General features: G+C 74.7%; 10 protein-coding genes. 5 read left to right on the plus strand and 5 right to left on the minus strand.

From position 1 onward, the window contains the following. The first annotated feature begins 58 nt into the window (after nucleotides 1-58). Both IF73_RS0133345 and IF73_RS0133350 read left to right on the plus strand, forming a co-directional pair. On the plus strand, nucleotides 59-1141 hold the full coding sequence (locus IF73_RS0133345; RefSeq protein WP_031014362.1) for a sugar phosphate nucleotidyltransferase: 1083 nt from the start codon (nucleotides 59-61) through the stop codon (nucleotides 1139-1141). A gap of 118 nt (nucleotides 1142-1259) precedes the next feature. Beyond that, the gene (locus IF73_RS0133350) at nucleotides 1260-2213 is read left to right on the plus strand and encodes a DNA-3-methyladenine glycosylase family protein (protein ID WP_031014364.1); all 954 of its coding nucleotides are present in this window, start codon (nucleotides 1260-1262) and stop codon (nucleotides 2211-2213) included. A gap of 3 nt (nucleotides 2214-2216) precedes the next feature. Here IF73_RS0133350 and IF73_RS38940 read toward each other — a convergent pair whose 3' ends face one another. The 4 genes from IF73_RS38940 to IF73_RS0133370 form a co-directional block, all read right to left on the minus strand. Next, the gene (locus tag IF73_RS38940; protein WP_031014366.1) at nucleotides 2217-2672 is read right to left on the minus strand and encodes a hypothetical protein; all 456 of its coding nucleotides are present in this window, start codon (nucleotides 2670-2672) and stop codon (nucleotides 2217-2219) included. A 78-nt stretch (nucleotides 2673-2750) separates the two neighbouring features. Next, nucleotides 2751-4052, minus strand: a complete 1302-nt coding sequence (locus IF73_RS0133360; RefSeq protein WP_031014368.1) for a coenzyme F420-0:L-glutamate ligase — start codon at nucleotides 4050-4052, stop codon at nucleotides 2751-2753. Then, the gene (gene cofD, locus IF73_RS0133365) at nucleotides 4049-5005 is read right to left on the minus strand and encodes a 2-phospho-L-lactate transferase (protein ID WP_031014370.1); all 957 of its coding nucleotides are present in this window, start codon (nucleotides 5003-5005) and stop codon (nucleotides 4049-4051) included. Before cofD ends, IF73_RS0133360 begins: the two co-directional genes overlap by 4 nt. Nucleotides 5006-5069: 64 nt before the next feature. Continuing rightward, nucleotides 5070-5573: a cysteine dioxygenase gene (locus IF73_RS0133370; protein WP_031014372.1), complete on the minus strand. Its 504-nt coding sequence runs from the start codon at nucleotides 5571-5573 to the stop codon at nucleotides 5070-5072. Nucleotides 5574-6231: 658 nt separating this feature from the next. Here IF73_RS0133370 and IF73_RS0133375 point away from each other — a divergent pair. The 3 genes from IF73_RS0133375 to IF73_RS0133385 all read left to right on the plus strand — a co-directional run bounded on the left by IF73_RS0133375 (nucleotide 6232) and on the right by IF73_RS0133385 (nucleotide 12060). Continuing rightward, entirely contained in the window at nucleotides 6232-6495 is a 264-nt protein-coding gene (locus IF73_RS0133375) for a WhiB family transcriptional regulator (protein WP_031014374.1), read from the plus strand. 295 nt (nucleotides 6496-6790) lie between these two features. Next, nucleotides 6791-10543 (plus strand): glycosyltransferase family 2 protein, encoded by a 3753-nt coding sequence (locus IF73_RS0133380; protein ID WP_031014377.1) that lies wholly within the window; start codon nucleotides 6791-6793, stop codon nucleotides 10541-10543. Beyond that, entirely contained in the window at nucleotides 10540-12060 is a 1521-nt protein-coding gene (locus IF73_RS0133385) for a DUF5719 family protein (RefSeq protein ID WP_031014379.1), read from the plus strand. Before IF73_RS0133380 ends, IF73_RS0133385 begins: the two co-directional genes overlap by 4 nt. A 21-nt stretch (nucleotides 12061-12081) precedes the next feature. Here the strand turns inward: IF73_RS0133385 and IF73_RS0133390 are convergent, their stop codons facing one another. Continuing rightward, nucleotides 12082-12549, minus strand: a complete 468-nt coding sequence (locus IF73_RS0133390; protein WP_031014382.1) for a metallopeptidase family protein — start codon at nucleotides 12547-12549, stop codon at nucleotides 12082-12084. Nucleotides 12550-12747 lie beyond the last annotated feature (198 nt).

Raw genomic sequence — 12747 nt, forward strand, 5'->3', positions numbered from 1 at the left:
GCACGGACGACCGAGACGGGCGCGCTGACCGGCCCCGAACAGGAAGCAGAGACGACAGGTGACAGAAGCGATCCTCCTGGTCGGTGGCAAGGGCACACGGCTGCGACCGCTCACGGTCAACACGCCCAAGCCCATGGTCCCGGCGGCGGGCGTCCCCTTCCTGACGCACCAGCTGGCCCGGGCCAAGGCCGCCGGCGTCGAGCACATCGTGCTCGCCACCTCCTACCTCGCCGAGGTCTTCGAGCCGCACTTCGGGGACGGCTCCGACCTCGGCCTGAGCCTGGAGTACGTGACGGAGGAGGAACCGCTCGGCACCGGCGGCGCCATACGCAACGTCGCCTCCCGCCTCCACTCCGGCCCCGACGACCCCGTCCTGATCTTCAACGGGGACATCCTCACCGGCCTCGACATCCGCGCCCTGGTGGCCACCCACGCCGACTCGGGCGCGGACGTCTCCCTCCACCTCACCCGCGTCGAGGACCCCCGCGCCTTCGGCCTGGTCCCCACGGACGAGACCGGCAGGGTCACGGCCTTCCTGGAGAAGCCGCAGACCCCCGAGGAGATCGTCACCGACCAGATCAACGCCGGCGCGTACGTCTTCCGCCGCTCGGTGATCGACTCGATCCCGGCCGGCCGCCCGGTCTCCGTCGAGCGCGAGACCTTCCCCGAGCTGCTCGCCTCCGGCGCCCACCTCCAGGGCATGGTCGACTCCACGTACTGGCTGGACCTCGGCACCCCGCAGGCGTTCGTCCGCGGCTCCGCCGACCTGGTCCTCGGCCGCGCCCCCTCCCCGGCGGTTCCCGGCCGCTGCGGCGACCGCCTGGTCCTGCCCTCCGCCCGGGTCGCCCCCGACGCCAAGCTCACCGGCGGCACGGTGGTCGGCGCGGACGCGACGGTCGGCGAGGGCGCCCGGGTGACGGGCTCCACCCTCCTGGCCGGCGCGGTGGTCGAACCCGGCGCGGTCATCACCGACTCCCTCATAGGCGCCGGCGCCCGCATCGGCGCCCGCTCGGTCCTGACGGGCGCGGTCATCGGCGACGGCGCCCACGTGGGCCCCGACAACGAACTCCGCGACGGCATCAGAATCTGGTGCAACGCCACCCTCCCCGCGGGCACGGTCCGCTTCAGCTCGGACCAGTGAGGCGGCTCGCCGTTCCGTTGTGGCCACAACGGAACGGCACCCTCCGCGGGTGCCTCCGCACCCGCGCCCGAACCCGCACCCCCACCCGCCCGCACCGCCCCCGGCTACGCTCGTACCCATGTCCGGCCGCTTCGCCCCGAAACCCGCCCCCACCCGCACCACCATCCGCGGCGGCGACCTCGACGTACCGTCGGAGCAGCTGGACCTCGGCCTCACCCTCGGCCCCCTCCGCAGAGGCCCGCACGACCCCACCTTCCGCGTCACGGACGACGGCTCGATCTGGCGGGCCAGCCGCACCCCGGAAGGCCCGGGCACGCTCCGCGTCAGGGCCGTCGCCGGCGAGGTGACGACGGACACGTACGGCCCCGGTGCGGCCTGGCTGGACGCGAACCTCCCGGCCCTCCTGGGCGCCGAGGACGACCCCGCCGCCTTCGTCCCCCGCCACAGGCTCGTCCTGGCGAGCCACCGCCGACGCCCCGGCCTCCGCCTCACCCGCACCGGCCTGGTCCTGGAGTCGCTGATCCCGTCCGTGCTGGAGCAGAAGGTCACCACGACGGAGGCGTACGGCTCCTGGCGCAGCCTGGTCCGCCAGTACGGCGAACCGGCCCCGGGCCCGGCGCCCGAGGGCCTCTACGTGATGCCGGACGCCCGCACCTGGGCCCGCATCCCGTCCTGGGAGTGGCACCGGGCGAACGTCGACGGCAAGCGCGCGGCCACGATCGTCCGCGCCGCGCGCGTCGCCCCCCGTCTGGAGGAGGCGGCCCTCATGGCACCGGCGGAGGCCCGCAGACGCCTGGAGCTGATCCCCGGCATCGGCCCCTGGACCTCGGCGGAGACGATCCAGCGCAGCAACGGCGCCCCCGACGAGGTCACCACGGGCGACCTCCACCTGCCGGGCATCATCGGCTGGGCGCTGGCCGGCGACCGCACGGCCGACGACGCGGCGATGCTGGAGCTGCTGGCCCCCTACGCGGGCCAGCGCCACCGCGCCGCCCGCCTGATCCTCCTCAGCGGCCACACCCCGCCCCGCCGAGCCCCCCGCTTCGCGCCGAACGACATCAGGTCCCTGTAGGACTCACTCGGACTCCGGGTGCATCTGCACCCATGCCCCTCCGACGGACTTCATCTCCACCCCGTAGTACGGCTGGGGCCGCGACGAGGGCAGCCCGGGAGCGGGCGGCTTCGTCGCGCGCCCGGCCTTCTTCTTCCCGGCGGCCCTCACGGGAGCGGCCTTCTTCTCCGGAGCGGCCTTCTTGGCCGAGGCGGCCTTCTTCCGGGCGTCCCGTCGGCGCAACTCGTCGATGCGGCGGAGCATCTCGGTCCGGCTCATCGGCTTGGCGGGTTTCGGGGCCGCCGCCGCGGCCGCCGCGGCCCGGGCGGCGGCGAGCCGCACCGGCACCCCGGTGACCGGCCGGCAGGCGCGGTGCGCCGGCCGGCCGTCCCGGACGAGGACGAGCTTCTTCGGGCTGACCGGGTTCCCGCAGACGACGCACCGCCTGAAGTCCGAACCCGTCGGCTTGAACGTGGACATGGCCCCCCAGGTCTCACTTCGCGTAAGCCGCAGGGTAGTTCGGTCCTCGACGCCGCGACAGGGGAACGCCCCGCCTCGTCAGCGCACCTCGATGAAGTCCGAGGCGTGCCGGGCCGGGCGGTCCTTCGGCGGGGTCGCCGGGCGGCCGATGGCCACGGCGCCCAGCGGGTCCCAGCCGTCGGGCAGCGCGAGCACCTCCCGGACGACGTCCCGGCAGAACATCGTCGAGGAGACCCAGGCCGAGCCGAGCCGTTCACCGGCCAGCGCGACCAGGAAGTTCTGCACGCCGGCGCCGGCGGCGACGACGAACATCTCGCGTTCGGCGGCGTCGCGGCGCGGGTCGCCGTAGTGGTGGGAGCCGTCCATGACGAGGCAGGGCACGGCGAGGTAGGGGGCGTTGCGCAGCACGTCACCGCGCCGGATCCGCTTCGCGATGGACTCCTCGGACCTGCCGTCCCGCCGCAGGTCCGCGATCCAGGCGTCCCGCATGGCGTCGAGCAGCCGCAGCCGCGACTCCGGCGACTCCAGGAGGACGAACCGCCAGGGGGTGGTGTGGTGCGGGGCGGGCGCCGTCACGGCCGCGGCGACCGCGCGCCGTACCGCGCCGGGGTCGACGGGGTCGTCGGTGAACTCCCGTACGGTCCGGCGCTGCGTCACCGCCTCCCGTACGGCCTCCGAGGTGCCCAGCCGGAACATGTCGTCGGCGGCGGACCGGACCAGCGCCCGCGCGCCCGGCTCCTCGTCCCCGCCGACCAGGTGCGGCAGCCCGCGCACGACGGCGACGGGCATGCCGGTGGCCTTGCCCTTCACCAGGTCGCCGGCGGCGGCCAGCTCGTCGGCGGTGGCGACGACGGTGACGTTCAGCTCGTTGCCGTGGGAGTCGGCGACGCCCCGCAGGTCGTCCAGGACCCGCACCCCGGCCGCGCCGATCGCCACGTCGGTGAGCCCGGAGCGCCAGGGCCGTCCGAAGGTGTCGGTGACGACGACGCCGACGTCCACGCCCAGCGCCTCGCGCAGCCCGGCCCGGATCCGCCGCGCCGACCCGTCGGGGTCCTCCGGCAGCAACAGCACCGTCCCGGCGGGGGTGTTGGAGGCGTCGACGCCGGCGGCGGCCATCACGAGCCCCTGCCGGTTCTCGACGATCCGCAGGGTGCCGCGCCGCGCCACCACGCGTACCGTCTCGGCGTCGATGGCCTCCTCGCGGTCGTCGGCGGCGACGATCCGTCCCTCCGCCTTGCTCACGATCTTGGAGGTGACCAGCAGGACGTCACCGTCCTCCAGGCCGGGGGAGACGGACGCGATCAGCTTGGCGAGATCGTCCCCGGGCGCCACCTCGGGCAGCCCGGCGAGCCCCCACACCCGGTACGAGGCCGCCGTCACCGGCGTACCTCCTCGGCCAGCGCGAGCGCGGCCCGCGCCATCTCGGCGGTGGCGTCCACGTCGGTCATCATCAGCGGCACGGCCCGGCAGGCGATGCCCGCGGCCTCGACGTCGGCGACGGAGGCCGCGTCCACGGTGTCCACCAGCCAGCCGTCGAGGAGGTCCGAGCCGTAGTGGCGGGCCACGGCCGCCGCCGTCGACTCGACGCCGACCGCCGCCAGGACCTTGTCGGCCATGCCGCGCACGGGGGCGTCCCCGACGATGGGGGAGAGGCCGACGACCGGCGCCGGAGCGGCGGCGACCGCCTCGCGGATGCCGGGCACGGCGAGGATGGTGCCGACGCTGACGACCGGGTTGGACGGCGGGAAGAGGATGACGTCGGCCTCGGCGACGGCCTCCAGGACACCGGGCGCGGGCTTGGCGGCCTCCGCGCCGACGGCCACGACGGCCTTGGCGTCGACGGCGGCGCGCAGCCTCACCCAGTACTCCTGGAAGTGCACGGCCCGCTGCTCGCCGTCGACCTCGATGGCGACGTGCGTCTCGACCCGGTCGTCGGACATCGGGAGGAGCCGCACGCCGGGCTGCCAGCGGGCGCAGAGCGCCTCGGTGACGGCGCTCAGCGGATAGCCGGCGCCGAGCATCTGGGTACGGACGATGTGGGTGGCGAAGTCCCGGTCGCCGAGGCCGAACCACTCGGGTCCGACCCCGTACGCGGCGAGCTCCTCCTTGACGGCGAAGGACTCGTCCGCGCGGCCCCAGCCCTGTTCCTCGTGGATGCCACCGCCGAGGGTGTACATCACCGTGTCCAGATCGGGGCAGACCTTCAGCCCGAAGAGATGGATGTCGTCACCGGTGTTGCCGACGACCGTGATCTCCGCGTCCGGGGCGGCCTGCTTGAGGCCGCGAAGGAAACGGGCACCACCGATGCCACCGGCCAGAACCACAATGCGCATGCGGACAGTCTGTCAGCCGCGGGCTGATCGTCCGAGGGGTGGTGGTCGGGCGACGGGCGGGCTGTCAGGCGCGAACGATCTCCGGGCAGGCGCACCGGCCCTGGAGGGACTCGTGCATGGGCATCTCGGTCAGTCCGGGGAAGTAGACGTGGAGGCTGACCACGGGCTCCAGGGAGTCGTTGACGACCTCGTGGACGTATCCGGGCGCGAAGATCCGCTGGGTGCCGGGCCGCAGGGTCCGCGCGCCCCGGTCCGTACGCTCCGTCAACTCGCCCTGGAGGACGGTGAGGACGCCGGAGGAGCGGCCGTGGTCGTGCAGGCCGCTGCCCTGGCCGGGCACCCAGGAGAGCAGCCACACCTCGTAGCCGGGCCCGGTGCGCAGGCGGTGGTACCAGCGGGTGGTGGCGTCGTACTCGACGTGCGGGGCCCACTGCGCGGCGTCGGCCGCGATCTCGCGGGCGAGGCCGGCGAACTCGGCCACGGTGACGGGGTGCTCGCGCTCGGGCTGGAGCAGGTGCGGGACCTCCATGAGGTCGCCGGCGATCTGAAGGTCGCTGTCCATGTTCATGGGCGGGGTGGTTCCTCAGCAGAAACGAAGGGGTGACGCTGGGGGCGGGAAGGGCGAAGCAGGCGAAGCGAGGGCAAAGCCAGAGAAAGCTGGAGCTCTACGGCATCAACAGCTGGAACAGCAACAGCAACAGCGCGCCTGGACAGCGCGGCGGAACCCACGGGCGTGGGTCGCGGAGGGCGCTGCGGTCGCTGGCATGCCACCAAAGTGGCTGGAGGGGTACCCGACTGTCAACTCAATGCCCGATTTGGGGGTAATGTTTCACCTCATCCGGTTACCGTGCCCGGAGAAAGGTTTGTTCAGGCCCGGACCAGGCAACATGGCGCAGCAGTCGTGCCCGTAAACATGGCGGCGGCGGATCGTGTCCGTGATCGGACTGTGATCCGGATCGCTTCCATGGCTGGATCGCAACAAGATCCAAGTCTCGTACGTCCTTCTGGGCGAGGCATGACGCGGCGGGAACAGCCGGTGGCATGTGTCACGTTTTTGGTGATTTGAACACTTTCCGCATAGGCTTGGTTCCGCAGAGTGAATACGGGGCCCAATAGCAGATCTCGGCTTGACTCGCACAGAGCACGAACTTGTAATTTCACTCGTGTCGTTCGGCCGTTTCGATCACGGCCACACCACGGGACGCACAGACGGACGAGGGGCGCAGATGACCGAGTTGTTCCAGGAACTGCTGGTCGAGGACGCGGACGAGGAGATCGGCTGGCAGGAGCGCGCACTGTGCGCCCAGACCGACCCCGAGTCCTTCTTCCCCGAGAAGGGCGGCTCGACCCGGGAGGCCAAGAAGGTCTGCCTCGCCTGTGAGGTCCGCTCCGAATGCCTGGAGTACGCCCTCCAGAACGACGAGCGCTTCGGCATCTGGGGCGGCCTCTCCGAACGCGAACGCCGCCGCCTCAAGAAGGCCGCAGTCTGACCCGCCCCGACCGAAAACCACCCACGGTCCGTCTCCCGGGAACACCCGGGAGACGGACCGTTCGCCGTGGTGGGCAGGCGTCGCGCCGGGCCGGGGGAGGGGGCACCACGCCCCCAGGACGGCGCCCGACCTCCCGCGCCTCCGCCCCCGGCGCCCCCACCCGCCGCGCCCGCACCGCCCCCGGGCGCCGCCGCCGCAGGCACCCGCACCCGCCGTAACCATTAGTGTGGGCCTCCGTCCAAGCCGCTCCCACGCCCCGCCCCGGGGCGACCCCGGCCGGAGGGCCCGCAGCTCGATGTCCTCAACTCCTGAGTTCCCCAGGCACGTCGTCACCGCCGTGCTCGTCACCCACGACGGAGCCCGCTGGCTGCCCGACGCGCTCTCCGGGCTGCTCGCCCAGGAGCGCCCGGTGCAGAGCGTGATCGCCGCCGACACCGGCAGCGCCGACGACTCCGCGCAGCTCGTCGCCGACGCCGTCGGAGCCGACCGCGTCCTGCACCTCGCGCGCCGCACCGGCTTCGGCGCCGCCGTCGACGAGGCCGTCCGCACCGCGCCCGTGCTCGGACCCGAGGACCTGCCCTACCTGAAGCGCCCCAGCGGCTGGGACCCCGTCAGCCGCACCTGGAACGACGACGCGTACGACCTCCCCGAACTCCCGCACGGCGAGCCGGCCCAGTGGCTGTGGCTGCTCCACGACGACTGCGCCCCCGAGCCCGGCGCCCTCGCCGAACTCCTCCGCGTCGCCGACGCGGACGCCGACGCCGCCGTCATCGGCCCCAAGCTGCGCGGCTGGTACGACAGGAAGCAGCTCCTCGAAGCCGGCGTCACCATCGCCCGCAGCGGCCGCCGCTGGACCGGCCTCGACCGCCGCGAACAGGACCAGGGCCAGCACGACCAGATCCGCTCCGTCCTGTCCGTCTCCACCGCCGGCATGCTCGTCCGCCGCGACGTCTTCGAGGAACTCGGCGGCTTCGACCGCCGGCTGCCCCTGATGCGCGACGACGTCGACCTCTGCTGGCGCGCCCACTCCGCCGGCCACCGCGTCCTCGTCGCCCCCGACGCCGTCCTCCGGCACGCCGAGGCGTCCGCCCGCGAGCGCCGCACCGTCGACTGCGCCGGCCGCACCGCCGCCAGCCCGCACCGCGTCGACAAGGCCGCCGCCGTCTACACGCTGCTCGCCAACAGCCCCGGCCGCGCCCTCCCGTACGTCTTCCTCCGGCTCCTCGTCGGCACCGTCCTGCGCACCCTCGGCCTCCTCGTCGGCAAGGCCCCCGGCCAGGCCGTGGACGAGATCACCGGCCTCCTCGCCACCGTGCTGCGGCCCGAGCGGATCCTCGCCGCCCGCAGACGGCGCAAGAACCCGGCCGTACCGCTCGGCGACTTCCGGCCCCTCTTCCCGCCGCCCGGCGCCACCGTCCGCGCCGCCGCCGAACAGCTCGTCTCGCACTTCGGCGCGGACGAGTCCGACTCCGGCTCCCGCCACGGCGCCGTCGAGTCCGGCCCCGGCGGCGACGACGCCGACTTCCTGGAGATCGAGCAGTTCGCCCGGCTGAAGAAGATCGCCCGCAAGCCCGGCCCGGTCCTCTTCGCCCTCCTCCTCGTCGTCTCCCTCGTCGCCTGCCGCAACCTCTTCGCCGGCGGCTCCCTCGCCGGCGGCGTCCTGCTGCCCGCCCCCGACACCGTCTCCGAACTGTGGAACCGGTACGCGGACGCCTGGCACACCCTCGGCACCGGCGGCACCCAGAGCGCCCCGCCCTACCTCGGCATCCTCGCCGCGCTCTCCGCCCTCTTCCTCGGCTCCACCTCGACCGCGCTCACCGTGCTGCTCGTCTGCTCGGTGCCGCTCGCCGGCTTCACCGCCTACTTCGCCGCCCGCGGCCTGGTCGGCTCCCGCCTCCTGCTCGCCTGGGGCGCCATCGCGTACGCCTTCCTGCCCGCCGCCACCGGCGCCCTCGCCACCGGCCGGCTCGGCACCGCCGTCCTCGCGATCCTGCTCCCGCTGACGGCCCGCGCCGCCGTCGCCGCCCACGGCTTCAACCGCCCCGACCGCGGCAGCTGGCGCGCCACCTGGGCGTACGCCCTGCTGCTCACCGTCACCACCGCGTTCACCCCGATCGTGTGGCCGCTCGCGGTCCTCCTCGGCCTCGGCGTCCTCGCCGTCCGCCGCGACGACCTCACCGCGTACGGGCTCCGCTTCCTCGCCGCCGTCGGCGTCCCGGTGCTCGCCCTGGCCCCCTGGTCGCTCTCCCTGCTGACCAGCCCCTCCGGCTTCCTCCACGAGGCCGGCCTCGACCTGCGCACCGGCACCGCCACCGCCCTCGACCTGCTCGCGAGCAGCCCCGGCGGCCCCGGCACCACCGGCGGGATCCTCCTCCTCGGCCTGGTCCTCGCCGCCCTCGCCGCCCTCCTCCGCGAGGAGCGCCGCTTCGCCGTCCTGACCGCCTGGGCCGCCGCCCTCGCCGGCCTGCTCTTCGCCGCCCTCGCCAACGGCGCCGACGGCACCGGCTGGGCCGGCCCCGCCACCCTCGTCTACGGCGCCGCCCTCATCGCCGCCGGCATGCTCGGCGCCGAGGGCGGCCGCACCCGCGTCGCCGCCCACGGCTTCGGCTGGCGCCAGCCCGTCGCCGCGCTGATCGCCCTCGCCTGCGCCCTCGGCCCCGCCGTCGCCGCCACCGGCTGGATGATCGGCGGCGCCGACGGCCCCCTGAGCCGCCGCGACCCCGTCCAGGTCCCCGCCTTCGTCGCCGAGGAGAGCGGCCAGGAGGACCAGCCGCGCACCCTGGTGCTCTCCGGCAGCTCGCCCGGCGCGGTCGACTACACCCTGGTCCGCGGCTCCGGCGCCCGCCTCGGCGACGCCGAACTGACCGCCACCGCCGAGCCCGACCCCCGCCTCGACTCCGTCGTCGCCAAGCTCGTCGCCGGCTCCGGCGCCGACCAGACGCAGGAGCTGAGCGCCTTCGCCATCCGGTACGTGCTCGTGAAGGACGGCTCGCCGCGCCAGATGAGCCGCGTCCTCGACACCACCCCCGGCCTCTCCCGGCTCAGCCAGCTCGACGGCGCCGCGCTCTGGCGCGTCGACCGCGAGATCGCCCGCGTGATGATCGTCCCGCCCGCCGCCAAGACCGGCGCCGCGACCGACACCGCGGCCGCCAAGGCCGTCCTCGTCCCGGCCGGCCCCGTCGAGGCCCACGCCGACATCCCCGCGGGCCCCGCCGGCCGGACCCTGCGCGTCGCCGACCGCGCCGACGAGGGCTGGACCGCCACCCTCGACGGCACCGCGCTCACCCCGACCACCGTCGACGGCTGGGCGCAGGGCTTCCAGCTCCCCGCGAACGGCGGCCGCCTCGCCCTCACCTACGACGAGCCGTTCGCGCACACCGTCTGGATCTGGACCCAGCTCGGCCTCGCCGTCGTCCTCGTCGTCCTCGCCCTGCCCGGCCGCCGCCGCGAGATCGACGACGACCTGCCCGAGGAGGAGACGGCCATCCCGGCCCAGGCCACCGAGGGCGACGGCCGCCGCGCCCGCCGCCTGCGCGCCGCCGCCGAGACCGCCGCCGCGGCCGCCGCCGAGGCGCCCGAGGCATGGCCCGACACCCCCGACGCCCACCACCCCGCCGAGCCCGCCGCCATCCCCGGCCAGCAGACCGCGGAACCGGACGAGTGGGACGCCGCCGGCCAGGACCCGGCCTACGCCCAGCAGCAGTACGCCGGGTACGACCAGCAGGGCTACGCCCAGGAGTACGCCGCCGACCCGTACCAGCAGCAGGCGTACGCGTACCCCCAGCAGGGCTACGACCAGGACCAGGGCTACGACCCGCAGGGCGGCTACCCGGCCCCCCAGGCGTACGACCAGGGCCAGGGCTACGAGCTGCCCCAGGCGTACGAACAGGGCTACGACCAGACCCAGGGCTACGACCCCCAGCAGGCACCGCAGGGCTACGACCCGCAGGCGTACGCCCCCCACGAGGGCTACGCCGCCGGCTACGACTACGGGTACCCCCAGGGCCACGAGACCGAGCAGCGTCCCGACGGGAGCAGCAACCAGTGAAGCGCACCACCCTCTCCCTGATCGCGGTCGCCACCGCCCTCGCCGCCGTCACCGGCTTCGCCGCGATGACCGCCCCCGGCGAGCCCGCCGCCGCGTCCGCCGCCGCACCCCAGGCGGCCCGCCTCCCCGTCGAGCGCACCAGCCTGCTCTGCCCCGCCCCCAGCGGCTCGGAGATCGCCGAGACGCTCATCACCTCGTACACCCCGCCCGGCACCGCGGCCCCGGCCGCCGGCGCCGGCACGGCCCCCAAGCCCAGCGCCGTCCTCGGCGTCGCCAAGAACCCGAACGCCGCCGGCAAGAAGGGCAAGGCCCCGAAGGCCCCCGCCTCCGTCACCACCCCCGGCAAGCCGGTCTCCGCCGACGCGGACGGCGCCGTCACCCACGGACTCACCGGCACCGCCACCGGCACCCTCGCCCCCGGCTGGACCGTCCAGCAGACCACCCTCGTCACGGCCGGCGCCGCCCGCGGCCTCCTCGGCCTGAACTGCTCCGCCCCCGACACCGACTTCTGGTTCCCGGCCGCCTCCACCACCAAGGGCCGCGCCGACTACATCCACCTCACCAACCCGGACGACACCCTCGCCGTCGCCGACATCGAGCTGTACGGCCCCGAGGGCGAGCTGAAGACCACCATCCCCGAAGGCGTCCAGGTCCCGCCGCACTCCACCGTCCCCGTCCTCCTCGGCCCCCTCCTCACCGAAGGCGCCATGGAGAACCTGACGGCCCACGTCACCACCCGCAGCGGCCGGGTCGGCGCCGCCCTCGGCTCCGCCGCCGACGGCGTCGGCAGCGACTGGCTCGCCGCCTCCGCCGACCCGGCGGCCCGCGTCGTGCTCCCCGGCATCCCGGCCGACGCCACCGGCGTCCGGCTCGTCGCCTTCGCCCCCGGCGAGTCCGACGCCGACCTGAAGATCCAGCTGGTCACCACGAACGGCACGATCGTCCCCGCCGCCGCCGAGTCCGTGCACGTCAAGGCCGGCATGACCGCCTCCGTCGAACTGCCCGACCTCACCCGCGGCTCCGCCGCCGCCCTGCTGCTCACCCCGACCGACCCCAAGAAGCAGATCCCGGTCGTGGCCGCGCTCCGGGTGGTCCGCGGCAAGGGCTCCGACCAGGAGATGGCGTTCGTCTCCGGCGCCGCGCCCGTCACCGCCCGCGCCACCGTCGCCGACAACCGCGCCAAGGGCACCGCCCTCGCCCTCACCGCCCCCGAGGCCGCCGCCCAGGTGAAGGTCACCGCCTCGGCCGGCACCGAGGGCGGCAGCCCCGCCACCCGGACGGTCTCCCTCAAGGCGGGCACCACGACGGTCCTCACCGACCTCGCCCCCAAGGGCGTCAAGGGCTCCTACGCGGTCACCGTCGAGCCGGTCGCCGGCGGCGGCCCGGTGTACGCGGCGCGCACGCTCACCGTCACCGAGGACGGCATCCCGATGTTCACCGTCCAGACCCTGGTGGACGACCGCGGCACGGTCCAGGTCCCGACCGCCCGCCAGGACCTCACGGTCCTCGACGACTGACGGGCACCCCCCGGTGCGGGCTCAGTCCTGCCCGTACCGGGGGTCGACCGACTCGGGGGAGAGGCCGAGCAGCTCGGCGACCTGCTCCACCACGACCTCGTGGACCAGCAGCGCCCGCTCGTCGCGGGTCTTGGACCGGATCTCCACCGGCCGGCGGTAGACGACCACCCGCGCCGGCTCCCGCTTCGCCGCCGGGACCGAACCGCCCAGCGGCACCGTCGTGTCGCCGGTGACCGGCGGAGGCACCTCCATGATCATGAACTCGACGTCCTGGAGCTGCGGCCACCGCCGCTCCAGGCGCTCCACCGAGTCCAGCACCAGATCGCGGAAGGTGTCCGCACGGCTCATGGAGAGCGGGACCTGCGGCGGCGCCACCGGCCCCCGCATCCCGCGGCCGTGCCGGTCACGGCGGCGGACCCGCGGCTCGGCCGGCGGTTCCCCGGAGCTCTGCGGGGAGTGCGGCGGCCCGGGCGGCACAGGAGTGTCCATCACTGACGCAGCGTAACTCTCCTGGGTCACTCCGCACCGTGGCGTGGACTCGCCGATCGGCGCGCCCCACCCCACCCCCACCCCCTCCGGCTGTCCAAACCTGAACATTCCGGCCGCCCCAGGGAACGATTCGACACCCGCTCGCGATCGGCCATCCGGCCGCCCCTGACCGGATTCCTCCACCTCCCTGTCCGGATC

This window comes from Streptomyces sp. NRRL F-5727 (assembly GCF_000719555.1).
GTDB lineage: Bacteria > Actinomycetota > Actinomycetes > Streptomycetales > Streptomycetaceae > Streptomyces.

Excerpts from the sequence above, each read along its gene's own strand:
- IF73_RS0133390 (WP_031014382.1), bottom strand. The coding sequence starts at position 12,549 with ATGGACACTCCTGTGCCGCCCGGGCCGCCGCACTCCCCGCAGAGCTCC.
- IF73_RS0133380 (WP_031014377.1), top strand. The coding sequence starts at position 6,791 with ATGTCCTCAACTCCTGAGTTCCCCAGGCACGTCGTCACCGCCGTGCTC.
- IF73_RS0133375 (WP_031014374.1), top strand. The coding sequence starts at position 6,232 with ATGACCGAGTTGTTCCAGGAACTGCTGGTCGAGGACGCGGACGAGGAG.
- IF73_RS0133370 (WP_031014372.1), bottom strand. The coding sequence starts at position 5,573 with ATGAACATGGACAGCGACCTTCAGATCGCCGGCGACCTCATGGAGGTC.
- cofD (WP_031014370.1), bottom strand. The coding sequence starts at position 5,005 with ATGCGCATTGTGGTTCTGGCCGGTGGCATCGGTGGTGCCCGTTTCCTT.
- IF73_RS0133350 (WP_031014364.1), top strand. The coding sequence starts at position 1,260 with ATGTCCGGCCGCTTCGCCCCGAAACCCGCCCCCACCCGCACCACCATC.
- IF73_RS38940 (WP_031014366.1), bottom strand. The coding sequence starts at position 2,672 with ATGTCCACGTTCAAGCCGACGGGTTCGGACTTCAGGCGGTGCGTCGTC.